Origin of the sequence: Sphingomonas sp. H160509 (assembly GCF_024124765.2) — a bacterium.
Taxonomy (GTDB): domain Bacteria; phylum Pseudomonadota; class Alphaproteobacteria; order Sphingomonadales; family Sphingomonadaceae; genus Sphingomonas.
Window position 1 is genome coordinate 4,041,080 of sequence record NZ_JAMXSR020000002.1, and the last position, 24,638, is coordinate 4,065,717.

The window sequence follows — 24,638 nt, forward strand, 5'->3', positions numbered from 1 at the left end:
CGCCGGGGCGCGAGGATGCAGCATGACCGAACATGTCGACGTGATCGTGGTGGGTGCCGGCATTTCCGGGATCGGCACCGGCTACCACCTGCAGACGCGCTGCCCCGACCGGAGCTACATCCTCCTCGAGGGTCGGCAGTCGATGGGCGGGACGTGGGACCTGTTCCGTTATCCCGGCATCCGCTCCGACTCGGATATGCACACGCTGGGATTCGTCTTCCACCCCTGGACGGCGGCCAAGTCCATCGCCGACGGCCCCTCGATCCGCGCTTATGTCGAGGAAACGGCGCAAGCGTACGGCATCGACCGAAAGATCCGCTACGGCCATCACGTGAAGTCCGCGGCATGGTCGACCGAGGATGCGCGCTGGACGGTCGAAGCGACCGGCCCCGACGGTCCGGTAACGCTGACCTGCAACTTCCTCTCGATGTGCGCGGGCTATTACAATTACGCCAAGGCCTATTCGCCGGAATTCGAGGGCGCGGACAGTTTCGCCGGACAGATCGTCCACCCGCAATTCTGGCCCGAAGACCTCGACTATAGCGGCAAGCGAGTCGTCGTGATCGGCAGCGGCGCGACCGCCGTGACGCTGGTCCCGTCGATGGCGAAGACCGCGGCGCACGTGACGATGCTCCAGCGCTCGCCGACGTACATCGTCGCGCGGCCGGGCGAGGACGGCGTGGCGAACTGGCTGCGTGGCAAACTGCCGGCAAAGGCGGCCTACGGCATCACGCGGTGGAAGAACGTGCTGATGGGGATGTTCTTCTACCGGATGGCACGGAAGAAGCCGGCTGTCGTGAAGGAGCGGATGATCGGCATGGTCCGCGACCATCTCGGCCCCGACTACGACGTCGCGACACACTTCACCCCGCGCTACAACCCGTGGGACCAGCGTGTCTGTCTGGTTCCCGACGGCGACCTGTTCACCGCGATCAATGCCGGCACAGCCTCGATCGTCACCGACACGATCGCGCGGATCACGCCTGACGGCATCCATCTTGATTCGGGGGAAGGACCTGCCTGCCGACGTGATCGTCACCGCGACGGGCCTCGAACTGCAACTGATGAGCGGAGTGGCGTTCAGCCTCGACGGCAAGCCGATCGAACTCGCCGGCCGGCTACAGTACAAGGGCATGATGTTCGACGGCGTGCCGAACCTGTCCTCGACCTTCGGCTACACCAACGCGTCGTGGACGCTGAAGGCGGACCTGACGGCGATCTACATGTGCCGGCTGTTGAATACGATGAAGAAGCGCGGCCTGCGTCAGGCGACGCCGTTCAATGACGATCCGACGATGAAGAGCGAGTCGTTCCTCGATTTCACATCGGGGTACGTGCAGCGCGCCGCTGCGGCTTTACCGACGCAGGGAGAGCGCAAGCCGTGGAAGCTGAACCAGAATTACGCCCTGGACGTGCTCGCGCTCAAGTTCGGTTCAATCGATGATGCGATGCGGTTCTCGAACCCGGTGCGGGTTCCTGCGCGACGAGAGGACGTTACCGCCTGATGGAATTCTTGCGGGCCGGCATCCGCGATCAGGGTAGTGCCAAACGGCATCGACCGTATCCGTAAGCCTAGGTTCGTCTGGTCGCGACGCTCGGAAATCTCGCAGCGATTGAGTGTCGATCGGCGTGCCACGGCAACGGTGTCGCGTCGCTGAAGCATTGCCACCTTAAAGTGTCGGCTCGAACACCGAAACACGCTCTTATTCAGCGGGTCAGTGTCCGAGCCGATTCGGCATTCACCAGGGGCGAATGTTCTCGCCGTAAACCAGCGAGATAAGAAACTTCAGCATGTTTTTTTCCCTAATTGGCACCATGAGGTGCTTCACGGGATTATAGGTTAACGAGACGTTAAACAATAACATTTGTAATTTGTTAACCATCTTTGTCGGGCTCGTGCATGCTACGTGCTTAAGGGTATGTTTATGCGTCCGGGCTATTGGGTCGGGAATGATGGACATTCCGCACGGTCAGTTCGAAGCCAGCCCGCACTTTGCGGCCATGCGTCTGCTGGACGTCGACTCGTCGGTCGAGCGTACGCGCAACGCCATTTTCAAGGCATCGCAAGCTTCGTGGCGGTTCCTCGTGCTTGCCGAGATCTCGAATTTTTCCGTGTTGCGCCGTCACTTGGGACGCTCAAGAGCGGACACCTTGATCGTCGACGTGGCGGCGCGAATCGCTGACACATTGCCTGACGCCAGGATTATGGTCGCGGGACGCGACACGGCGGAAATCGTCTTCGAGAGCGAGGCACGGCTGGCCTTGGACGTCGCGATCGCCGCGCTGGAGGTCGCGTTCGAAGAACCGTTCGACATCGACGGCGAATCCTATGTCATCCACGTTCAGTTGGGCGCGGCCGCCGCGTCTGCGCACCGCGACGAAGTGCTGCTGATCGAGGAGGCCGAACACGCGTTGCGAGAAGCCCGCGACGAACGCATCGCAATCGCGCGCGATGTGACCGGCACCCCAGCGGCGATGGATCGTGCGGAGCTGTCGTTGGATCTGACGCGCGCGATCGAAAAGGAGGAGTTGTTCCTTCAATATCAGCCTAAGGTTCACTTACGTCGTCAGGAGGTCACGAGTGTCGAGGCACTGGTCCGCTGGAACCACCCGACGCGCGGGCTAGTATTGCCTAACGACTTTATACCCTTGGCCGAGGAATCTCGGGATATCGTCGCGCTGACGCTGTGGACGATCCGTCGTTCAATTGCGGATCAGAAGGCGCTCGCCGCCAGTGGTCACGACCTGCGCATCTTCATCAATATTGCGGGGGCGTTGCTCGCGGACAAGCGGTTCGTTCGCCGCGCCTGTGCGCTGGTTCAGACAAGTGGCGCACAACTCGGGTTCGAGATCACCGAAACGTCGGTGATCCGCGATCCGGAAAGTGCGATCGCCAATCTCAAGATCTTTGCGGATATCGGGATCATCATCGCGATCGACGACTATGGGGCAGGCCTGTCGTCGCTGGCGTATCTGAAGCAGTTGCCGGCACGCGAGCTGAAGATCGACAAGCTGTTCGTCACGCAACTCACCAGCTCGAATCGCGACCCATTGATCGTCCGGTCGACGATCGATCTCGCGCACGCGCTCGAGATGGAAGTCGTCGCTGAGGGTGTAGAGAGCCAGGCGGCGATGGCATTGTTGTCGGTGATGGGCTGCGACATGATCCAGGGTTTTCTGATTAGTCGACCGATCAATCTGGATGCGCTGATCCACTTTCTCGATGATGGAAAGTATCAGGCTATCGCGGCGGACATGCGAGCGCCGTTCAATCGACTCGCTACCGTCTGGAAGCGTGCCTGACCGCAATGGCACAACGCTGGATCGTAGCTGTTGCTGCCGTAGTTTTCGCAGTGATCGGGCCGGCGGTATCCGCGCAACTCACCACGGGTCAGGATAGCGATACCGTTGCCGTTAGGTACGAAGCTACCGTCGCCGACGTGAATGCTACGATGTTGATCGATCCTGCCAAGGCATTGCCAAAAGCGGTGGCTGCCGAACACCTTGCTGCGACGATCACCGACCAGAAGGCCCGTGGTATCGCGATCGCGAAGGCGCAATGGCTCCAGGGGGAATCGTATCTCCGGACGAACGATACCGACAAGGCCGACGCACCGATCCGCAGTGCGCTTGCCGCGGTAAAGACGTTTCAACCACAATCAAAGCTGCACGCCGACTTGTTGATTTCGATGGGCTGGCTCGACAGTTCGCAAGGCCGCGCCGGCAGCGCCTTGATCGATTACCAACGGGCGTTTGCGATTTATCGCAGGCTCGGGGATGCGCGTGGACAATCCCGTACCCTGGTCTTCATTGCAATGCTGTATACCGAGGCCAAAGATCCGGACACGGCGGATAGATATTATCAGCAAGCTCTGGAAATCTATCACGCTGATGCAAATATAGCCGTATCGATTTACAATAACAGGGCTTTGGTGCTTGCTCAGGATAAACAGTACAAGAAGGCGGCTGTTCAATTCAAGAAATCGCTCGATTTAGCAACGCAATTGAATAGCAAGAACCTGCTAGAACTTATCCACATGAATATCGCGCGTGTGCAGCTGGCACTCGGAAATTTGACGATAGCGGACCGTGCCATTGCGAGTGGACGTGCGATTGCCGACCCTGCCGATACCAGACTTGCTGGACGTCTTACTGCAACCGCCGCACAATCTGCGCTGCAGCACGGTGACGTACCGCGCGCGCAACGGCTGATCGAAAGCGCATTCGCGGGAATCAATCCGACGACAACGGACACGGCGTACCGCGATGCTCACCTGACGGCCTATGATATCTTTACGGCGGCAGGCGACTCACCAGCAGCGCTCGTCCATCTCCAAGCCCTCAAGCGCCTCGACGACGCAGGCACCAAGCTCGCCACCGACACGAAGACCGCGCTGATGGCGGCGCGGTTCGACTTCGCCAATCAGGAGTTACGGATCAGCCAACTCAAGGCCAGCGAATTGCAGCGCAGCATCGCGTTCGAGCGCACGCAGGCGCGGACCCAGCGGAATATCTTCATCGCGACGGGCGCGGCGGTCGCGGTCGTTATCGCGCTGTTGGCGATCGGGTTGGTTACGATCCGTCGCAGCCGGGATAAGGTACGCGCTGCCAATGATGACCTTGCGATCACGAACAGCGCATTGGGCAAGGCACTGGCCGCCAAGACCGAGTTCCTGGCCACGACCAGTCATGAAATTCGGACGCCGCTTAACGGTATTCTGGGCATGACTCAGGTGATGCTGGCGGACCCGAAGCTTCCGGCGGACATGCGCGATCGGCTTGGGGTGGTGCATGGTGCCGGGATCACGATGCGTGCGCTCGTCAATGACATCCTGGACATCGCCAAGATGGAAACCGGCAACCTGACGATCGAGGCTGCTGCGTTCGACGTCTGCGCGACAGTGAAGGACGCGGCGCGGATGTGGGAGGAGCAGGCGCGCGCGAAAGGCCTTTCCTTCACCGTCGATGTCGGCGGTTGCCCTGCGATGATCATGGGCGACGCCGCACGGGTTCGACAGATCGTCTTCAATCTCCTGTCGAACGCGCTGAAGTTCACCAAGACGGGCCATGTCGCACTGAGCATCCAGGTCGGCGACGACGACCGGTTGCGTGTTGGCGTCACCGATTCCGGTATCGGTATTCCCGCCGACAAGATCGAGGAGATCTTCGAATCGTTCCGTCAGGCCGATGCCGGGACGACACGACAATTCGGTGGCACTGGCTTGGGACTGTCGATCTGTCGCAATCTGGCGCGGGCCATGGGCGGTGACGTGTCCGTCAGCAGCATCGTGGGGCAGGGGGCGACCTTCACGCTCGTCCTGCCGCTGGTCCGTGCCGACACGAAGGCGGTCGAGATCGTCGAAACGGAGACGCGACCGGTCACGCTGATCGTCGATCGCAACCCGATCACGCGCAGCATGTTCAAGACCTTGCTCGCGCCTTGCGGCGGCCCGATCGCCTTCGCGGCGTCGGTCGACGAAGCGGTCACGCGTCTTGCCGATGGCGACATCGCACGCGTGTTGATCGACGATGCGACGGTGCGTGTCGGCGACGACGCGCTGGGCGGACTGTCGCGGGTTGCCGAGGCGGCGTATATTTCGGGTGCTGAAACGACGTTGCTCTGGCCTGTTGCCGCAGAGGAAGAGCGTAAGGAACTGCTGGGTACGGGGATCACGCGGGTCGTTGCGAAGCCGGTGAGCGGAGGCACGCTGATTGCGAGAATGTTCGATGGATCGGTATCGACCAATGGCGTGAATCCGGACCTTGTATCGCATGCTGCATGAGGCGTAGAGGCGGCATATGGCCACGATATATCCTCCTTTGATCTATGTTAAGCGGGGGGTGCGGTGAACGTTTTGTTCATCGAGGACGACCGGATGAACCGCCGCGTCGTCAAGGATATGCTCGACGTTGCCGGCGTATCGATGGTCGAGGCTGAAAGCGCGGAACGCGGTCTCGAGATCCCTCGATGAACAGGAGTTCGCGATGATCCTTGTCGATCTGCGGATGCCGGGCATGGATGGCATCACCGCGATCCAGCATATCCGTGCTCGGGGCGACGCCAAAGCCAAGGTGCCGATCATCGTCGTGACCGCGGATATCGCGCCTGATCTGCGGGAGCGCTGTCTTGCGGCGGGCGCGGATGACGTTATTTTCAAGCCGGTCGCGATGGATTCTCTGTTCGACGCGATGGGTATGATCCTGGCACGGGGCGCCGACGGCGACGGCCTGATCGTCTAGGCGTCGCTTTGACCGTGGCGCCCGAGCGCCGCGCCGAGCGATGCAGTCGCGCTGCCGCGTCTCGCTGGCTTGGGCTGAGACGGGTCTGGCGACCAGCCGGTCAGGAACACGATCTGGAATGTCTCGTGGGTCCGGCCACGATCATTCGATGCGCTAGCGAAGGCAGCGGCGGTCCGTCCCACCGTCGCCGACACGAGAGGCTGGCGCTCGGCCAGGATATTACCCGCCCCCATTCCGCGCAGATCACCGAACAGCCGGCCGAGATCGCGGTACCCGACGTCGAGCGTTTCGACATCGGCGACGGGCAAGGCGAACCCCGCCCGCATCAGCAGGTCGCCGGCGGATCGCACGTCGATCTGCGGGTGAAGGCGCGCGGCGGGCCGTTCGCTTTCCGCCGACCTCAGCGCGCTGCGAAGTGCCGGCAAACTCCCCGCACCGACGAACGCACCGAGAAACAGGCCGTCAGGACGCAGCACGCGGCGGATCAAGGCCAGCGCGCCGGGCAGGTCGTTGACCTGATCGAGTACGCCGGCGCTTACCACGAGATCGAACGACGCATCGGCGAATGGGAGGCGATCCTCGTCTGCCTGCACGCCGCCTGGCTTGGCAGCAAACGCGAACCCCGCATCGCAGCGCGCCACTCGCGCACCCGGTGGCGCAACGAACGCGCCGTCGAAACAGCCGAGATCGAGGATGTCGGTAAAGTCTCGCGTTACCGCATCCAGCCGTTCGGCGATTCCGTCGAGCATCGTGGCCCGCAGGAAGTCGTGCTCGGCATAACCCGGCGCGGCACGGTCCCGGCGAACACGGCGCGCGGCGCGGTCGAAGATCTCGGGGGCGGAGTTTTCTGAAACGATATCGGACACGTCTTCGCTTGTGCCGTGGTCGGTCGCCTCGGACAAGGGCTGGCACTCATGGGGGGCTGGATGAAGATACTCGCCCCGTTCCGCTTCATCGCCGGGATCGCCTTGCCGCCACGGTGCGCCGGTTGCGGCACGCCGGTTGCCGAGGATCACCGATTTTGCGCGATTTGCTGGACCGGACTGCGGTTCCTGGGGCCGCCCTGGTGCGCCGGCTGCAACCAACCTTTCGCATTCGACCGCGGTGACGACGCACGATGTGCGGCATGCCTCGCCGATCCGCCGCGTCATGCCGGCGTCCGTGCGGCCGTCGCGTACGGTCCGATTGCGCGGACGCTGGCGCTGCGCCTGAAATATGGCGGTCGTATCGCCTTTGCGGAGACCATGGCGCGACAGATGCGGCGCTTGCTGCCGGACGAGGTCGACTTACTGGTGCCAGTGCCGCTGCACCGCTGGCGAATATGGTCGCGCGGCTTCAACCAGGCGGCGCTGATCGCCGACGCCATCGCGAAGCTGTCGGGGGTAGGGGCACGATCGCACCGTTCTGACGCGGCCCAGGCGGACAATCTTGTTGCGCGGACTTGGCGGACGACAGCGAGCAAAGGCGGTGTCCGGCGCGTTCGCGGTTACGGCGCGGGACCGCGTGCGGGGCAGGGCGATCGCGTTGGTGGACGACGTCTACACCAGTGGCGCGACCGCCGACGCGTGTACCCGCGCGCGCTGCTCAAGGCGGGCGCGCGATCGGTCATGATCCTGTGCTGGGCGCGGGTCTTGCCGGCGTCTGACGATTGACAACGGCAAACCGAGACCACATTTCCCGCTGCATGGCTAAAGTCGAAATCTACACCAAGGCGTTCTGTCCGTATTGCACGCGCGCGCTGAAGCTCCTCGCATCGAAGGGGGTCGAGCCCGAGCAGTTCGACGTCACGATGGGGGGCCCGAAGAAGGCCGAGATGGTCGAGCGGTCGGGTGGCCGCATGACCATGCCGCAGGTCTTCATCGACGGAAAGCATATCGGCGGATCGGACGATCTGGCCGCACTCGACGCAAACGGTGGCCTCGACGCACTGCTCGCCTGATGGCGAAGATCGGCGTCCTCCAGATGACGAGCGGGATCGATCCCGCCGTCAACGCCGCGACGATTGTCGAAGCGATCGGGACGGCTGCGGAAGCCGGGGCGGAGATGCTGTTTACGCCCGAAATGTCGGGTCTGATCGATCGCGATCGGGCCCGCGCTGCCAACTCGATCGTCGCCGAGGATAATGACCCGGTGCTGGCGGCCGTCCGTGACGGTGCGGCATCGGCCGGCATTTGGGTCCACCTAGGATCGCTTGCGGTACGACGCGCGGACGGTAAATTCGCTAACCGTGGGTTCGTGATCGACCCGAGCGGCGCGATCCGCGCGCGCTACGACAAGCTTCATCTGTTCGACGTCGACCTCCCGTCCGGTGAAAGCTGGCGGGAATCGTCAGCCTATGTCGCGGGCGAGACGGCGACGGTCGTTGATACGCCCGCGGGCAATCTCGGTACGTCGATCTGCTACGACCTCCGGTTCGCCGACCTTTACCGCGCGTTGAGCGATGCTGGCGCGACAATCCTGTCGGTTCCCGCTGCCTTCACGCGACCGACCGGCGCAGCGCATTGGGAAATCCTTCTGCGCGCACGGGCGATCGAAGCAGGCGCGTTCGTAATTGCAGCGGCGCAGACCGGCGTTCACGAGGACGGACGCGAAACCCACGGCCATTCGCTTGTGATCGATCCATGGGGTGATGTGCTGCTCGACATGGGTGAGGGCGCAGGGCTGGCGTTCGCGGAGATCGACCTCGCTCGGATCGAGCAGGTGCGATCGCGTATTCCTGTCCTCGCGCACCGCCGGACGATTCCTCCCGTATCGACCGTCGGTTGATCGTCTTCGACCTGAAGTGCGGTGGTGGCCATGTGTTCGAGGCGTGGTTCGGATCCAGCGAAGCGTACGAAAGCCAGCGCACGGCCGGCCATGTCCGCTGTCCGGTCTGCGATGACGACACGATCATCAAGGCGGTGATGGCGCCTGCGATCCCGGCCAAGGGCAATAGCAAGCCGGCGCCGCCGACCCCGGAAGCGGTCAAGGCGGCGATGAAGATGCTCGCCACGCGGCAGGCCAAGGCTCTCGAGTCCTCGGAATGGGTCGGTACCGCGTTCGCCGACCGCGCCCGCGCGATGCATCTCGGGGACGAGAAACAGGCGACCATCCACGGTCAGGCGAGCCTTGAGGAGGCGAAGGCGCTGGTCGACGAAGGCGTTCCGGTCGCCCCGCTGCCCATACCGATCGTTCCGCCGGGGAAGGTCAACTGATCAGCGGCTAACTGCGGGTTGGCGGAAGAGGTGGGATTCGAACCCACGGATGAGTTACCCCATCGCTGGTTTTCAAGACCAGTTCCTTAAACCACTCGGACACTCTTCCAGCCTGTACCCGGCGAGCCGGGAGGACGGCGTCTAAGCGGAGAGCGTCGGGATCGCAACAGTTGCGATACGCCATCTGTACGGTTGCATCAGATTGCGCGGAGAGCAGGTGGTCCGCTAGGCTGTTGGCATGGACCTAGACGCGATTTCGCACCACTTCTTCGGCACGACCGACATCGATACGCTCAGCCCGGAAGCGCTGGAGGGAGGTCGCGAGCGCGTATCGATCGCGTTCGGCACCGAGCGGGATGCGGGCCGGCGGTTCGCGCTCTGGGCCGTGTTGCGTGCGACCGGCGACGCGCCCGACCCGATGCGGGCGTTCAAGGATCCGCGGGAACAGCGTGCGGCACAGATGTACGCGTCCGCGATCGGAGCCGTCGACGCGGACGACTAAATGGTCAGGCTGCGCGGCGTTCCAGTAGCGCACGGTCGATCCGCCGGATCAGGTCCGCGATCGGCGGCATGTCACTGTCGCCGCGGCGCCCGCGAAGCGACGGCTGGTCGATCTGCATACGCTTGCCGAGCAGCGTGAAGACATCCTGTTTGCGTGCCATCGAGTCCGATCCTTTCCGTTGGGTGGGAGTATGCCGGCCAAGCGTTAACCAAAGGTTCGGCCGCGGTGTCGGACGCGTAAATTAGTTGCGCGCTCCATGATGGCGATACGCAACGCTGGCGCCTGTCCCGCGTTCTGTGTGACGAAGCTGGCGTACCGCCATGGGTTTCACGGGGAGTCGGCCACTGACCACATATCCAACCGGCTGGACCGTCCTGGAGACCGTCCGGCACCTCGCCGCGGCATGGGATCAGGACAATTCGCACGAGACATTCCCGGCGGAGCGGATAGCCGACCTCCACGGAGCGGGCGCGCTGGCCGCATTCAAGACGCTTGGCACGGGCGTGCAGACCGACGCGCTGCTCGACGTTCTGCGCGCGATCGGCGGCGCCGACCTCAGCCTAGGGCGCGTGTTCGAAGGCCATGTGAACGCCGTCCAGCTCGTCGAGACCTACGGCAACGACGCGCAGCGCAAGGCGCTCGATGCGGATCTCGCGGCGGGCAAGGTCTTCGGCGTCTGGAATACCGAACCGGCGCCGGGGCTCGCGATCCACGCCGCAGGCGACGGTCGCTGGACGCTTGATGGCGCGAAGAGCTTTGCGACCGGGGCCGGGCATCTCGATCGCATTCTGGTGACGGCGCGCGATGCGAACGGCGACAAGCAGCTCGTGCTGGTCCCGATCGCGGGCGAGACCGCGCGGACCGACAATTCCGGATGGCAGGTGCGCGGGATGCGCGGCACGTGCAGCGGGCGGTTCGACTTCACCGGTATGGAGATCGGCCGCGAGGGCGTGATCGGTGCGCCGAACGACTATGAACGCGAGCCACGTTTCAGCGCGGGCGCGTGGCGGTTTACGGCGGTCCAGCTCGGCGCGGTCGAGGCACTCGTCCGGCATCTGCGCGATCACCTCGTCGCGACCGGCAAAGGGGGGCGGACCCGATCCAGCGCGCGCGGTTTGCCGCCTGCCTGACCGAGACGCGGAGCGCAGGCTTGTGGGTGCGCCAGGCGGCGCATCTGGCCGAGGCGCAGGCGAGCGACGCCATCCCGCTGGTGTTGATGACACGCGGCGTGGTCGAAGAGGCAGGCTTGAAGACGATGGAAGCGGCGGCGCGCTCGGTCGGCACCGCGTCGTTCTTCGCGGCCAGCCGGATCGACCGGATCACGCGCGATCTCGGGTTGTACCTGCGCCAGCCGGTCCCGGATCAGGCGCGCGACCGGGCGGCGGCGGCGTGGCTGGAGGATGACTGCTGGGGCGACGATCGGTGGTGGTAGCACCGGGCGGCAAGGCCTGGAGCAATCTCACGCGGCGGGCACGGCGGATGTCGGCCAGGACGGCGGCGAGGCAGGGGCCCTGGCTCGTGCTGGCGCCGCATCCCGATGACGAGACGCTCGGCTGCGGCGCGTTCATCGCCTCGGTAACCGCGGCTGGCGGCCGGGTTCATACGGCGTTCCTGACTGATGGCTCTGGATCGCATCCCGATGCGCCGGGCTGGAGCGGAAAGCGGATCGCGGGGCTACGGCGCGGCGAGGCTCAAGCGGCGTTGAAGGCGCTGGGCGGCGAGCAGGACGCGCTCTATCTCGACTGGCCCGACGCGTCGCCGGCTTCGAAGGGCGATCCGCTGTTCGTGCGAAGCGTCGACCGGCTGGCCGCGTGGTGCAAGGCTCGCGGTGTCCGACAGATCGCCGTGACATGGTCGGACGAACCGCATTGCGACCACGAGGCCGCCGCCGCACTCGCCGAGGCGGTAGCGAGCCGTGCGCATTGCCGCCTCTTCGAGTATCTCGTCTGGGGCTGGACCGTCCCCGACCTGACCAAGCGCCTGCGCGACGCGCGCGTGCTGTCGATCGCCACGGCATCCGGACGGCCCAGACAGCGTCGCGCGATGGCGTGTCATCGCAGCCAGCGCGGCGGGCGGATCGTCGGCGCGCGCGAGAACTTCCGGCTGCCCGACGCGATGATGCGGCTGATGGACCGGCCGAACACCCTGTTGCTGGAAACTCGCGATGCGCCGTGAACATTCGATCGAACCCGAATATTTCGAGGCGCTCTACAAGGACAAGGGCGACCCCTGGGCGTTCGAGACCAGCCCGTACGAGGCGGCGAAGTATGACGAGACACTGGCTGCGTTGCCCGAGGAGCGGTTCGAGAGCGCGCTGGAAGTCGGCTGCGCGAACGGCGTCCTGACCGCGCGGCTCGGTGCCCGCTGCGACGCGTTGCTCGCGCTCGACGTGTCGGAAACTGCGGTCGCGGCTGCACGGGCGCGGTGTGCAGACCAACCCCATGTTCGCATCGAGCAGCGCCGACTTCCCGAAGACGCTCCCACAGGGACGTTCGACCTGATCCTGCTGTCGGAAGTGGTCTACTACTGGGACAGCGCCGACATCGTCAGGCTGGCCGCGTACGTCCGCTCGGTGGCAGCGTCAGGCGGGTATGTGATGCTGGTCCACTGGATCGGCGAGACCGACTATCCCAAAAGCGGGGACGATGCCGTCGCCGAACTGCACGCTGCGCTCGGTGATCGTGTCACGGTCGTTCGCAGCGATCGGCACGAAGCGTATCGTCTCGACCTCTGGCGACTGGAAGACGCGGGTTAGGCGGATCAGCGTCTGCGCCTCGCGGATCGCATCGGGCAATGTCGCGAAGCTGAGCTGATCGCCCGGGTTCGCGGAGGCAGGATCGAGCGCCGCCGTCACCGCGTAGGTCTCGTGGAGCGGCGCATCGACCGGCTGGTCGATCCACCGCGCGACCGCGTCCGCCATGCCACCGGGCGCTCGTCCCGAAACCCTGCACGACGTGAAGACACGGACGTCGAGGGGGTGGCGAACCTGTCCGCCATGCGCACGGATGCGGTCGAACAGCGCGCGGTCCTCGGCAACCGGCGGGGTAGGAGCGCCATCGATCCGGCGGTACATGGCACGGGTAACCGCAATACTCGCTCCGCCCTCGCAGAAATGGCGTGGCCAGGGATCATGCGGTTCGGTCTCGGCACGCGCGCGGAGATAATCAAGCGCGGTATAGTAGCGCCCGAGCTGATCGAGCCGCCGCCGTGCCGCCGCGCCAAGGCTCGCACGGTCGGACCGAAGTGTCAGCGCGCGGCCGGCAACAGCGTCGTTACCCGCGTCGATATGCGCGACGATCCGCACGATCCAGTCCGCGGAGACGTTCGTGTCCGCATCGGTCGACATCAGGAGATCGGTATGTTGCGTGAGAAGAGCGGCACCAGCGTCGAGCGCTAGCCGCCGGGCCCAGCCGGCATGACGCGCGCCTGGCAGAAGCGAAACGGCCGACCATGCGAGGGTCGCACGCGCCGGCCGCCAGTTCGTCAGGATATCGATCGTGCCATCGGTGCAGTCGTTCGCCATCGCGACGATGACGACCTTGCCGCCGTAGCGCCCCGCCGCACGATCCAGCGCGTCGAGGCAGCCGAGCAGATACTGGTCTTCGTTCTTGACCGGAATGGCGATCGCCACCGCACGCTGAACGTACGATGGCGACGACCCGGGTTTGAACGAAGCGATCAAGCCGCCTCGGGGTTTTCGAACGCTGGCGCATCGAGGTCGACGTTCAGTTCGCGCTCCCAGATGCGGAGCTTGCCGAGCGTCTTGAGGAACGCGTCGACGTCGCCCTTGCCGCCCAGCGCGATCACGCCATCATCCATGTCCTCGTCCTCGATGCCGGCCTTCTCCAGGAACGGCTTCGCGTCGGCGTTGAAGCCGATGAACTTGGCATGCCCGAACGCGTCGCTGACGAAGTCCTTGGCGGTCTTGTCCTTGCCGAGCTTCTTCGCACCGTCCGCCGACACGACGATCGCTACGGCATCGTAGAGCACCGACGGCGCGCCATCGATCTTCTGCTTGCCTTCCGCAAGCGTCCCGTCGTCGAGCGTCGCACCGGCAACCTTCGGTGCGATGATCTCGTACGTGGCCTTCGCCGCAACGATCCCGTCGACCAATGCCTGCACGATCGCTGCCGGAGCACCGTCGGTGACGAGGATGCCGAGCTTGCGACCCTCAAAGCTGCCGCTGGTGTTCTTCAGAATGCTGAGCGCATCCGAAGCCGGCAGGTCGGTCCGCGTCTCGACCGCAGCCTTCACCTTTGGCGGCATGGACTTGAGGCCAAGACCGGTCGCAACCGTCTTCGCCAGCTTCTCGTCGATGTTGAGCAGATGCCCGACCATCAATTCGCGGATGTCGACGCGCTCGACCTTCGACAGCTCGAACGTCAGCGCATCGCCGATATGCTTCTGCTCGATTGCGGTCTGGCTGATGAAGAACTGCCGCGCCTGGCTGTAGTGATCGGCAAACGTAGCAGACCGCACCTGCGCTTTGCGTCCCGTCTCCTGCGACGGGAAGTGCTTGTAGCCCTTCGTTGGGCTCTCGCGCGGCGTGCCGGCCCAACTGTTCGGCTCATAGTTCGCACGACCCTTGCGGGCATGCATCGCCATGTGGCCGTCCTGCTGGTAATTGTTCACCGGGATCTTCGGCGCATTGATCGGGATATGCGTGAAATTGGGGCTACCGAGGCGCTTCAGCTGCGTATCGAGATACGAGAAGTTACGGCCCTGCAGCAGCGGATCGTTGGTGAAGCCGATCCCCGGCACGACGTTCTGCGTACAGAACGCGACCTGCTCGGTCTCGGCGAAGAAATTGTCGACCAGACGATCGAGCTTGAAGCTGCCGATGATGCGGACCGGGATCTGCTCCTCGGGAATGACCTTGGTCGCATCGAGCACGTCGAACTCGAAATTGTCGGCGAACTCGTCGTCGAACAACTGGACGCCCATGTCCCACTCGGGGAAATTGCCCTGGTCGATCGAGTCCCATAGGTCGCGACGATGGAAGTCGGGGTCGGCACCGTTAATCTTGACCGCTTCGTTCCACGCGACCGACTGGAGGCCCAGCTTCGGCTTAAAGTGGAACTTGACGTAGGTGCCCTTGCCCTCGGCATTGACGAGGCGGAACGTGTGTACGCCGAAACCCTCGACGAAGCGGAAGCCGCGCGGGATGGTGCGGTCGGACATGATCCACATGACCATGTGCATCGATTCCGGAGTCAGGCTGATAAAGTCCCAGAAATTGTCATGCGCGGTCTGCGCCTGCGGAAAGCCGCGGTCTGGCTCCTGCTTGGCGGCGTGGATCAGGTCGGGGAACTTGATCGCGTCCTGGATGAAGAACACCGGGATGTTGTTCCCGACGACGTCCCAATTGCCTTCCTTGGTGTAGAACTTCACCGCGAAGCCACGTACGTCGCGGGCCAAATCGGCCGAGCCCTTGTTGCCCGCGACCGTCGAGAAACGAAGGAACATCGGCGTCTGCTCGCCGACTTCGGTCAGGATGCCGGCGCTGGTGAACTCTTCCAGGCTCTCGGTCAGCGTGAACGTACCGTGTGCGCCATAGCCGCGTGCGTGGACGACGCGCTCGGGGATACGCTCGTGATCGAAGTGGAAGATTTTTTTCGCGGAAGTGGAAATCCTCGAGCAGCGTCGGCCCGCGATCGCCGACCTTGAGCGAATTCTGGTCGTCGAATACCGGGATGCCCTGCTGCGTCGTCAGCACGTCGCCGTCGCCACTGGCGATCTGGTGCAGTTCGCCGCCTTCGCCGATCTGCGTCTCGAACTTGGCGCCCTGCGGTGGCGTGCCGGTATCCTTGGCGATGGTCTTGGTCATGTGCCGTCCTCGTAGCTTCTCATGACCCACAGCGCGCGGCGTGCCGTAAGAGTTGCACCGAAAATCGCGAGTTAACCCAGATCAGCAAGATTGCCCGAGGCATGGCGTCGCTAGGGAGAAATGCCGGAGGGCGCGCGTTAAGCCGCGATAATCCCCAGCGAAAGACCAGCCATGCACATCGACCTGACAGGCCAGGCCGCGATCGTTACCGGCGCGAGCTCCGGTCTCGGCCGCGCCTCCGCGATCGCCTTCGCCAAGGCCGGCGCGAAGGTCGCGGTCAACTACAACAGCAGCGCGGACAAGGCGCGCGAGGTGGTCGAAGCGATCGAGCAGGCCGGCGGCAAGGCGTTCGCGTGCGAGGCGGATACGTCGGACGAGGCGGCGGTGCTGAAGCTGTTCGACGAGACGGTCGAGCGCTTCGGCGGGGTCGACATCGTCTTTGCCAACGCGGGCATGCAGAAGGATGCGGCCTATGCCGACCTGACGCTGGAGGACTGGAAGCGCGTCATCGACGTCAATTTGACCGGCCAGTTCCTCGTCTCGCGGGAAGCCGTCCGCCGGTTCCGCAAGCAGGGCGACCGCGGGTTCAGCCGGTCGATCGGGAAGATCCTGTTCATGAGTTCGGTGCACGAGGTCATCCCCTGGGCGGGCCACGCCAACTACGCCGCGTCGAAGGGCGGCAGCGGGATGCTGATGCGGACGCTCGCGCAGGAAATCGCCGGCGAGCGCATTCGCGTGAACGGCATCGCCCCCGGCGCGATCGCGACCGAGATCAACGAGGACGCGACCGCCGACCAGGACAAGCTGCTCGAACTGATCCCCTACGGGCGGATCGGCGACCCCGAGGACGTCGCCCGCGCCGCGCTGTTCCTGGTGTCGGACGCGGCGGACTATATCGTCGGATCTACGCTCACCATCGACGGCGGCATGAGCCTTTATCCCGGCTTCCGCGATAATGGATAAGCATGGCATATCGATCGCGGATCACGGCGCGATCGGTAATCTGGAGACGATCGCGCTGGTCGATACGGCGGGCACGATCGACTATCTCTGTTGGCCGTGCCTCGACAGTGCGTCGGTCTTCGCGCGGTTGCTCGACGGCGACAAGGGCGGGCATTTCTCGGTCGAGCCCGATCTGCCCGACGCGAACATCGTCCAGATGTATCTGCCCGAGACCAACATCCTGCTGACCCGCTGGATGGCGAACGCGGCGAGCATCGATCTGGTCGACCTGATGCCGGTCGGCAACGACAAGGACGACGCGCCGTCGCGGCTGGTCCGCCGGCTGACCTGCACCCGCGGGTCGGCTATGGTTCGAGTCCGCTGCGCGCCGCGGTTCGACTATGGCGTGATGGGACGCACGGCCTCCGTCACGACGTCGGAGGCGGACGTATCGCGCGGCCGGTTCGACCATGAGAGCGGCCTGGCGCTCGCGGTTCACGGTGCGGCGACGCTGGTCGCGGAAGGCTGCGACCTGACCGCTGAGATCCACCTGAAGGAAGGCGACTCCGTCTCGTTGATCCTCAGCAACCCCGACGACGTCTCGCTCGATACCGACGCGCTCGATGCGATAGTCGAGAAGGACATCGCCTATTGGCGCGCCTGGAGCCGCAAGTCGCGCTACCGCGGCCGCTGGCGCGAGACCGTCGAGCGCTCGGCGATGGCACTGGAAACTGCTCACCTCGCGCAAGCACGGCTCGATCGCCGCCGCCGCGACTTTCGGCCTGCCCGAAGCGCATGGTGGCGTGCGAAACTGGGATTACCGCGCGACGTGGGTCCGCGACTCATCCTTCATCGTGTATGCCTTGCTCCGGCTCGGCTATCAGGGCGAGGCAGTCGGCTTCCTCCACTGGGCGATGGACCGCGCGCAGGCCTGTTCGAAGGGCCATCTCGGCGTGATGTACGCGCTCGATGGCGGCGAGATCGCCGACGAACGCAAGCTCGACCTCGCCGGGTTCGAGGGCGCGACCCCGATCGTCGTCGGCAACGAGGCGAAGGACCAGACGCAGCACGACATCTACGGCGCGCTGCTCGACGCGACCTATCTCGGCAGCAAATATGGCGAGCCGATCGCGCACGACTCCTGGGTCGCGATCGGGCGGATCGTCGATCAGGTCTGCGAGACATGGGACACGCCGGACTCTGGCATCTGGGAGGTCCGCGGGCCGAAGAAGCATTATCTTCATTCGCGCCTAATGAGCTGGGTCGCGGTCGACCGCGCGGTGCGGCTCGCGCAGAAACGCTCGCTTCCTGCGCCGCTGGTCCGCTGGTCGGAAACCCGGACGGCGATCCACGACGATATCTGGGCGAACTTCTGGAACGACGATCTCGGCCGCTTCGTCCGCGCGATCGGCGATGCGCCGGAGGATCTGGCGGTCGACGGCGCGTTGCTGATGATGCCGCTGGTCCGCTTCGTCGGCGCGACCGACCCCAAATGGCTCGCGACGCTGGAGGCGATCGGCGAGGATCTGTCCGACGACGGGCAGGTCTATCGCTACCGGATCGACGACGGCCTGCCGGGGCAGGAGGGGACGTTCGTCGCCTGCTCGTTCTGGTACGTTGAATGTCTCGCGCGGGCAGGGCGGCTCGACGAGGCGCGGCTGAACTTCGAAAAACTGCTCGCGCACGGCAACCATCTCGGCCTGTTCGCCGAGGAGATCGCGCAGGACGGCAGCTTCCTCGGCAATTTCCCGCAAGGCTTCAGCCACTTGGCGCTGATCAGCGCGGCCTTCTACCTCGACCGCGCGCTCGACAGTGACGGTCCGCGCGAATGGGCATGACCTTTTTTACTGACGTAAGGACGACAGCATGAACCTCGATATCACGGGCAAGATCGCACTCATCACCGGCGCGGACAGCGGCATGGGCAAGGAAACCGCCCGGATGCTGCTCCAGGAAGGCGTCCGCGTCGCAATCACCGACCAACCCGGCGGCGACCTAGAGGCGAGTGTCGAAGACCTAAAGGCGCACGGCGAAGTGATCGCGGTCGAGGCGGACCTGACCAAGCTCGACGACGTGAAGGCGCTGTTCGCCAAGGTCCGCGAGCAGCTCGGCGATCCGGACATCCTGGTCAACTGCGCGGGCGTGACTGGAGCGACCGGCGACTTCCTCGACGTCGACGATGCCGGCTGGCAGTCAACGCTCGACATCAACTTGATGGGCGCTGTCCGCGTCTGCCGCGAGGCGATCCCGGCGATGCGCGCCGCCAAATGGGGCCGCATCGTGCTGATGAGCTCGGAGGATGCGGTGCAGCCCTATGTCGACGAACTCGCCTATTGCACGTCGAAGGCGGGAATCTCCAGCCTGTCGAAGGGGCTGTCGAAGGCTTACGGCTGCGACAACGTGCTGGTGAACACCGTGTCGCCCGCGTTCATCGCGACGCCGATGACCGACAAGATGATGCAGAAGCGTGCCGATGAGAAGGGCACCAGCTTCGACGAGGCGATCGAGACGTTTCTCGAGGAGGAGCGGCCGGGAATGACGCTCAAGCGTCGCGGGACGGCGGAAGAGGTCGCGTCGGCGATCGTGTTCCTGTGCTCGGAGCGGGCGAGCTTCATCAACGGCGCGGATATCCGCGTGGATTCGGGTTCGGTGATGACCGTCGCGGGGTGAACGCTCAGGCATCGCTGGAGCGTAACTAAGAAATCCCCCCGCCAGGGGGGTGGCAGGCGCAGCCTGACGGAGGGGGAGGCAGGCGAAACCTCTGTTCCGTGTCCTCCCCCTCCGTCGCTCCGCGCCACCTCCTCCTGGCGGGGAAGGATTGAAAAGGCGGGCCTTACCCCCGAACAAATCCTTGAACTGCCGCGGCTGCGACCGCAGATACTGCTTCGGCGCCTTCACCTTGCCCCCCAAGATGCGCCGCCGCATGCCAAGGCCAGCGCGGATCGTACAGTATCGTCCGAGCCAGCGCGATCATGTCCGCATCACCCGTCCCGATAATCGCCTCCGCCTGTTCGAAATCGGTAATCAGCCCGACCGCGACGACCGGGATCGACACCGCCTGCTTCACCGCGCGCGCGAGCGGCACCTGATAGCTCGGCCCGACCGGGATCTGTTGCGCGGGTGTGATCCCACCGCTCGACACGTGGATCGCACTGCAACCGCGCGCCTCCAGAGCCTTCGCGAACGCCACCGTCTGATCCGAATCCCAACCGCCCTCGGCCCAGTCGGTCCCCGACACGCGCATGGTCACCGCGCGCTCCGCCGGAAACGCAGCGCGGACGGCATCGAACACTTCGAGCGGGAAGCGCATCCGGTTCTCCAGACTGCCGCCATACTCATCCTCGCGCCGGTTCGACAGCGGCGACAAGAACTCATGCAGCAGATACCCATGCGCCGCATGCAACTGCACCGCGTCGATCCCGAGCCGCGCCGCGCGCACCGTCGCGGCCACGAACGCATCGCGGACGCGCGTTAGCCCGTCGCGGTCGAGCGCGACCGGAGCATTCTCCTCCGGCAGGAACGGCACCGTTGAAGGCCCGTCGGTCTGCCACCCGTTCGGCTCGCCCGGTGCGATCTGCAGCCCACCCTTCCACGGCACCTCGCACGACGCCTTCCGCCCGGCATGCGACAACTGGATCGCGATTGGCATGTCCGACCAGCGCCGCACGCTCTTGATCACCCCCCGCCATCGCCGCCTCGGTCGCGTCGTCGTACAGCCCGACGTCGCCATACGTGATCCGCCCCTCGGGCAGCACCGCACTCGCCTCGATCGTCAGCAGCGCCGCTCCCGACAGCGCGAGCTGCCCCAGATGGATCTGGTGCCAGTCGTTCATGCAGCCGTTGGTCGCCGAATATTGGCACATCGGCGCGATCACGATCCGGTTCGCGAGCGTGAGGTTGCCGACCGTGAGCGGCTCGAACAGTTTCGGCCCGCTCATGCGGCGATCGATCGGATGGTGGAAGGCATGCGCATGTCCCTTGATCTGTGAGAAGGTGCGGCGAAAACTCGCTGCTGCTTGCGGAACATAGGAACGGGCGGGCGGGTTTCACGGCAAGGAATGCTGCACCGCGATAAAGCCGCGCCCGCAGCGACGATTATGACACGAAAAGGGTCCTCGCATTGCATCTACTGCCCGACACGCTCGACGCCGGCTCGGCCTATCCCCTCGGCGCGACCTTCGACGGCCTCGGCGTCAACTTCGCGGTCTATTCCGCCAATGCCGAGAAGATCGAACTCTGCGTCTATGACGAGACCGGCCGCCGCGAGCTGAAGCGCTATCCGCTCCCTGAATGGACCGACGAAGTCTGGCACGGCTACCTCCCCGACGCGCAGCCCGGCCTCGTCTACGGCTACCGCGCCCACGGCCGCTACGCCCCCCGAGGAAGGTCACCGCTTCAACCCGAACAAGCTCTTGCTCGATCCGTACGCCAAGCAGATGATCGGCGAACTCCGCTGGACCGACGCGATGTACGGCTACCAGGTCAAGTCGCCGCGCGCGGACCTGAGCTTCGACAAGCGCGACAGCGCGCTGACGATGCCCAAGGGCGTCGTGACCGACAGCCATTTCGACTGGTCGCGCGACGTGCGCCCGAATACGCCGTGGTCCGAGACGGTCATCTATGAGGCGCACACGAAGGGCCTGACCAAGCTGTTCGAGGAGGTCCAGCCCTCCGAGCGCGGCACCTTCGCGGCGCTTGGCAATCCCAAGGTCATCGATCACCTGAAGCGCCTCGGGGTCACCGCGATCGAGCTGCTGCCGATCCACACCTACATCCAGGACCGCTTTCTCCAGGAAAAGGGCCTGCGTAATTACTGGGGCTACAACACCCTCAATTTCTTCACGCCCGAGCGCTCGTTCTTCGCGACCGACAGCCATGACGAACTCCGCCGCTCGATCCGCCGCCTCCATGCGGCCGGGATCGAGGTCATCCTCGACGTCGTCTACAACCACACCTGCGAAGGCTCCGAACAAGGTCCGACGCTGTCCTGGCGCGGTCTCGACAACGCCAGCTATTACCGCTTGGTCAAGGACGACCCCCCGCTACTCGATCAACGACACCGGCACCGGCAACACGCTGAACCTCACAAAGGCCCGCGTAATCCAGATGGTCGCGGACTCGCTCCGCTACTGGGCGACCAGCTTCGGCATCGACGGCTTCCGCTTCGATCTCGGCTTGACACTGGGCCGGACGGACACCGGCTTCGATCCCGGCGCAGGGTTCTTCGACGTGCTCCGCCAGGACCCCGTGCTCGGCAGGCTGAAGCTCATCACCGAGCCGTGGGACATCGGCCCCGGTGGCTATCAGCTCGGCAACTTCCCCCCGGTTTCGCCGAGTGGAACGACAAATACCGCGACACCGTGCGGAAATTCTGGCGCGGCGATCATGCGCAGCGCGCCGATCTTGCCGCGCGCCTGACCGGCTCGGCCGACCTGTTCGACCGCCGCGCACGCCGTCCCTGGGCGAGCGTAAACTTACTCGGCGCGCACGACGGCTACACGCTCGCTGACACCGTCGCCTACGAGGAGCGCCACAACGAGGCGAACGGCGAGGACAATAACGACGGCCACTCGAACAACTGCTCGCGCAACTGGGGTGTCGAAGGCCCGACCGAAGACCCGGCGATCCTGGAGACCCGGTCGCGCGTGATGCGCTCGATGCTGACCACGCTGTTCGCCTCGCTCGGCACGCCGATGCTGGTCGCGGGCGACGAGCTCGGCCGCACGCAGAACGGCAACAACAACGCGTACTGCCAGGACAACGAGATCAGCTGGCTCGACTGGAACAAGGCGAAGTCGCCGGAGGGCAACGCGCTGATCGACTTCACCGCGCGCCTGATCGCCCTTCGCCGCGACTACCCGATGCTCCGCGCCGGCAACTTCCTCTACGGCGAGGACACGCCGGCCGAGGGGCTGAAGGACATCGAATGGTGGGACGAGCGTGGCTTGCAGCTCACGTCTGAGGACTGGGAAAATACCAACGGCCGTGCGCTGGTAATGCGCCGCGCGTGCGAGCGGGAGTCGGGCGAGGTGCAGGTGGTTTCGCTCCTGCTCAACGCCTCGGAAGGCCCTCTGACCTTCCACATGCCGCCGCCGGCAGAAGTCGAACGAACGGTGCTGATCGACAGCAGCAAGCCGGAGCAGGGTGCGACTTTAATCAAGGACAGCTACGAACTGCCCCAACAGGGCGCGGCACTACTCTCCTGGACGATCGCTGCGGCATGACCTGGGGACCGACGCTCGCCGACGAAGGGACAACCTTCCGCCTCTGGGCCCCTGATCGCGATACGGTGACGCTCGAGATCGCCGACGGCGACGCGGTCCCGATGACGCCCGAACAAGAAGGCTGGTTCAGCGCGAAAGCACCGGTCGGCGACGGTGCTCGGTATCGGTTCCGGCTCGCGGACGACCTGACCGTCCCAGACTCCGCTGCACGGGCACAACATGGCGGCGTCCACGGGTGGAGCGTGGTCGTCGATCCCGACGCCTACGCGTGGCGCACCCCGGACTGGCGCGGCCGGCCGTGGGAAGAGATGGTCATCCAGGAGGTCCATGTCGGCACGCTCGGCGGCTTCGCAGGCGTCGCGGACCACCTTCCGGCAATCGCCGCGCTCGGCATCACCGCAATCGAACTCATGCCCGTCAACGCGTTCGGCGGCACGCGCAACTGGGGCTATGACGGCGTGCTCCCCTACGCCCCCGCCGAAAGCTATGGCACCCCCGACGAACTGAAAACGTTGGTCGACCGCGCCCACGAACTCGGCCTCGCCGTGGTCCTCGACGTGGTCTACAATCACTTCGGCCCCGACGGAAACTACCTCGGCGCCTATGCGAAGGGGCTTCTTCCACCCCGAAGTCGACACCCCCTGGGGCGGCGCGGTCGCGGTCGACCAGGAGCCGGTCCACCGCTATTTCGTCGACAACGCGTTGATGTGGCTGAACGAGTACAAGTTCGACGGTCTCCGCTTTGATGCGGTTCATGCGATCGAGAACGACGCCTTCCTCGACGCGATGGCCGCCGAACTGCGCGCAAACACCGCCGGCCGCCACGTCCACCTCGTCCTCGAGAACGAAGGCAACGACGCCGATCGCCTCCATCCCGCCGCGTTCGACGCGCAATGGAACGACGACTTCCACAACGTCCTCCACGTCCTGCTCACCGGCGAGACGAGCGCCTATTACGCCGACTTTGCCGACCGCCCTGCCGAGCGCCTCGCGCGCTGCCTCGGCGAAGGCTTCATCTACCAGGGGGAGGGTTCCCCCAACCACGACGGCAAGCCGCGCGGCAAGCCCAGCGCGCACCTGTCGCCGACCGCGTTCGTCGCGTTCCTCCAGAACCACGACCAGATCGGCAACCGCGCGATGGGCGAACGCCTGACGCTGCTCGCCGACCGCCGGAAGCTCCGCGCCGCCACCGCGTTGCTCCTGCTCGGCCCGCAGATCCCGCTGCTCTTCATCGGCGACGAGCACGGGAGCGAAAGCCCGTTCCTGTTCTTCACCGACTTCCATGACGATCTAGCCGACGCGGTGCGCGAAGGCCGACGCAAGGAGTTCGCCAAGTTCGCCGCCTTCGCCGATCCCGAAGCACGCGAGGCAATCCCCGACCCGAACGCGCACGAAACCTTCCTCCAATCGCGAGCACGGCCCGGCGCCGATGCGGCCGAGTGGCAAGACCTGTACCGCACCCTGCTCAAAATCCGTCACGAGCAGATCATCCCCCGCCTGCGCGATACGATCGCAATCGGCGCCGAGGCGATCGGCGAGGGGGGCGGTCGTTGCGAGCTGGAAAATGGGTGACGGCGCAATCCTGACAATTGCGCTCAACCTTGGCGACGATATCGTTGATTTTCCTCCACTAGAGGTTTCGCCGATCTTCGCCGAGGGCGAACCCGGTGAGGCTGCCAGCGTGGCGGTCTGGCTGGATCGATGAGCAG

The 24,638-nt window shown here is 64.8% G+C and carries 18 protein-coding genes, 1 tRNA gene and 7 pseudogenes; 20 read left to right on the plus strand and 6 right to left on the minus strand.

All coding sequences use genetic code 11. The annotated features are described in order from the left end of the window. Positions 1-22: 22 nt before the first annotated feature. From NHF48_RS21865 to NHF48_RS21880, 4 genes and pseudogenes are all read left to right on the plus strand, one after another. Positions 23-1,505: pseudogene (locus tag NHF48_RS21865) on the plus strand (flavin-containing monooxygenase). A 448-nt stretch (positions 1,506-1,953) separates the two neighbouring features. Further along, on the plus strand, positions 1,954-3,303 hold the full coding sequence (locus NHF48_RS21870; RefSeq protein ID WP_263817008.1) for an EAL domain-containing protein: 1,350 nt from the start codon (positions 1,954-1,956) through the stop codon (positions 3,301-3,303). Between the two features lie 5 nt (positions 3,304-3,308). Then, positions 3,309-5,783, plus strand: coding sequence for an ATP-binding response regulator (locus NHF48_RS21875; RefSeq protein WP_263817009.1), 2,475 nt, complete (start codon positions 3,309-3,311; stop codon positions 5,781-5,783). A 63-nt stretch (positions 5,784-5,846) separates the two neighbouring features. After that, positions 5,847-6,240: pseudogene (locus NHF48_RS21880) on the plus strand (response regulator). Here NHF48_RS21880 and NHF48_RS21885 read toward each other — a convergent pair. Beyond that, positions 6,237-7,097: a class I SAM-dependent methyltransferase gene (locus NHF48_RS21885; RefSeq protein WP_253072515.1), complete on the minus strand. Its 861-nt coding sequence runs from the start codon at positions 7,095-7,097 to the stop codon at positions 6,237-6,239. The pseudogene NHF48_RS21880 and the gene NHF48_RS21885 overlap by 4 nt on opposite strands. Before the next feature lie 57 nt (positions 7,098-7,154). Between NHF48_RS21885 and NHF48_RS21890 the strand changes: the two are divergent. The 4 genes and pseudogenes from NHF48_RS21890 (at position 7,155) to NHF48_RS21905 (ending at position 9,434) form a co-directional block, all read left to right on the plus strand. Beyond that, a pseudogene (locus tag NHF48_RS21890) lies at positions 7,155-7,892 on the plus strand (ComF family protein). Positions 7,893-7,924: 32 nt separating this feature from the next. Next, positions 7,925-8,179, plus strand: coding sequence for a glutaredoxin 3 (gene grxC, locus NHF48_RS21895; protein WP_253072283.1), 255 nt, complete (start codon positions 7,925-7,927; stop codon positions 8,177-8,179). After that, positions 8,179-9,006 carry a carbon-nitrogen hydrolase family protein gene (locus tag NHF48_RS21900; protein ID WP_253072284.1) on the plus strand — a complete coding sequence of 276 codons (828 nt, stop codon included), beginning with the start codon at positions 8,179-8,181 and terminating at the stop codon, positions 9,004-9,006. The genes grxC and NHF48_RS21900 overlap by 1 nt, the downstream gene beginning before the upstream one ends. Further along, positions 9,003-9,434: a DUF1178 family protein gene (locus NHF48_RS21905; RefSeq protein ID WP_253072285.1), complete on the plus strand. Its 432-nt coding sequence runs from the start codon at positions 9,003-9,005 to the stop codon at positions 9,432-9,434. The genes NHF48_RS21900 and NHF48_RS21905 overlap by 4 nt, the downstream gene beginning before the upstream one ends. A gap of 19 nt (positions 9,435-9,453) precedes the next feature. Here NHF48_RS21905 and NHF48_RS21910 read toward each other — a convergent pair. Beyond that, a tRNA-Ser gene (locus NHF48_RS21910) sits at positions 9,454-9,543 on the minus strand. Positions 9,544-9,672: 129 nt separating this feature from the next. Between NHF48_RS21910 and NHF48_RS21915 the strand changes: the two genes are divergently transcribed. Beyond that, positions 9,673-9,936 carry a hypothetical protein gene (locus NHF48_RS21915; RefSeq protein WP_253072286.1) on the plus strand — a complete coding sequence of 88 codons (264 nt, stop codon included), beginning with the start codon at positions 9,673-9,675 and terminating at the stop codon, positions 9,934-9,936. 4 nt (positions 9,937-9,940) lie between these two features. On the opposite strand, the gene NHF48_RS21920 is transcribed toward NHF48_RS21915, so the two are convergent. Then, positions 9,941-10,096, minus strand: coding sequence for a hypothetical protein (locus tag NHF48_RS21920; RefSeq protein WP_253072287.1), 156 nt, complete (start codon positions 10,094-10,096; stop codon positions 9,941-9,943). Positions 10,097-10,939: 843 nt separating this feature from the next. Here NHF48_RS21920 and NHF48_RS21925 point away from each other — a divergent pair. The 3 genes from NHF48_RS21925 to NHF48_RS21935 are packed head-to-tail and all read left to right on the plus strand — an operon-like array spanning position 10,940 to position 12,691. Next, positions 10,940-11,368 (plus strand): acyl-CoA dehydrogenase family protein, encoded by a 429-nt coding sequence (locus tag NHF48_RS21925; protein WP_253072288.1) that lies wholly within the window; start codon positions 10,940-10,942, stop codon positions 11,366-11,368. Continuing rightward, entirely contained in the window at positions 11,359-12,111 is a 753-nt protein-coding gene (locus NHF48_RS21930; RefSeq protein ID WP_253072289.1) for a PIG-L deacetylase family protein, read from the plus strand. Before NHF48_RS21925 ends, NHF48_RS21930 begins: the two co-directional genes overlap by 10 nt. Further along, a complete protein-coding gene (locus NHF48_RS21935; RefSeq protein ID WP_253072290.1) occupies positions 12,101-12,691 on the plus strand; it encodes an SAM-dependent methyltransferase in 591 nt (196 codons plus the stop codon). The genes NHF48_RS21930 and NHF48_RS21935 overlap by 11 nt, the downstream gene beginning before the upstream one ends. 507 nt (positions 12,692-13,198) lie before the next feature. Here the strand turns inward: NHF48_RS21935 and NHF48_RS26260 are convergent. After that, positions 13,199-13,567: pseudogene (locus NHF48_RS26260) on the minus strand (glycosyltransferase); the annotation flags it as partial. Between the two features lie 47 nt (positions 13,568-13,614). Next, positions 13,615-15,763 (minus strand): annotated as a pseudogene (locus NHF48_RS21945) (catalase). A 171-nt stretch (positions 15,764-15,934) separates the two neighbouring features. Here NHF48_RS21945 and NHF48_RS21950 point away from each other — a divergent pair. From NHF48_RS21950 to NHF48_RS21965, 4 genes and pseudogenes are all read left to right on the plus strand, one after another. Beyond that, positions 15,935-16,726, plus strand: a complete 792-nt coding sequence (locus NHF48_RS21950) for a glucose 1-dehydrogenase (protein ID WP_253072291.1) — start codon at positions 15,935-15,937, stop codon at positions 16,724-16,726. Beyond that, positions 16,719-17,057 (plus strand): annotated as a pseudogene (locus NHF48_RS26265) (trehalase-like domain-containing protein); the annotation flags it as partial. The gene NHF48_RS21950 and the pseudogene NHF48_RS26265, both read left to right, overlap by 8 nt. Before the next feature lie 451 nt (positions 17,058-17,508). Further along, positions 17,509-18,543, plus strand: a complete 1,035-nt coding sequence (locus NHF48_RS21960) for a glycoside hydrolase family 15 protein (RefSeq protein ID WP_253072293.1) — start codon at positions 17,509-17,511, stop codon at positions 18,541-18,543. A gap of 28 nt (positions 18,544-18,571) precedes the next feature. Continuing rightward, on the plus strand, positions 18,572-19,375 hold the full coding sequence (locus tag NHF48_RS21965; RefSeq protein ID WP_253072294.1) for an SDR family NAD(P)-dependent oxidoreductase: 804 nt from the start codon (positions 18,572-18,574) through the stop codon (positions 19,373-19,375). Between the two features lie 171 nt (positions 19,376-19,546). Here NHF48_RS21965 and NHF48_RS21970 read toward each other — a convergent pair. Further along, positions 19,547-20,643 (minus strand): annotated as a pseudogene (locus NHF48_RS21970) (NADH:flavin oxidoreductase/NADH oxidase); the annotation flags it as partial. Positions 20,644-20,825: 182 nt separating this feature from the next. On the opposite strand from NHF48_RS21970, the gene NHF48_RS21975 reads away from it, so the two are divergent. The 4 genes from NHF48_RS21975 (at position 20,826) to NHF48_RS21990 (ending at position 24,634) form a co-directional block, all read left to right on the plus strand. Beyond that, the gene (locus tag NHF48_RS21975; protein WP_253072295.1) at positions 20,826-21,329 is read left to right on the plus strand and encodes a hypothetical protein; all 504 of its coding nucleotides are present in this window, start codon (positions 20,826-20,828) and stop codon (positions 21,327-21,329) included. After that, positions 21,241-22,929, plus strand: a complete 1,689-nt coding sequence (locus NHF48_RS21980) for a glycogen debranching protein (RefSeq protein WP_253072516.1) — start codon at positions 21,241-21,243, stop codon at positions 22,927-22,929. Before NHF48_RS21975 ends, NHF48_RS21980 begins: the two co-directional genes overlap by 89 nt. Continuing rightward, positions 22,926-23,675, plus strand: coding sequence for an alpha-amylase family glycosyl hydrolase (locus tag NHF48_RS21985; RefSeq protein ID WP_253072296.1), 750 nt, complete (start codon positions 22,926-22,928; stop codon positions 23,673-23,675). The genes NHF48_RS21980 and NHF48_RS21985 overlap by 4 nt, the downstream gene beginning before the upstream one ends. 818 nt (positions 23,676-24,493) lie before the next feature. Continuing rightward, positions 24,494-24,634, plus strand: a complete 141-nt coding sequence (locus tag NHF48_RS21990; protein WP_253072297.1) for a hypothetical protein — start codon at positions 24,494-24,496, stop codon at positions 24,632-24,634. Positions 24,635-24,638 lie beyond the last annotated feature (4 nt).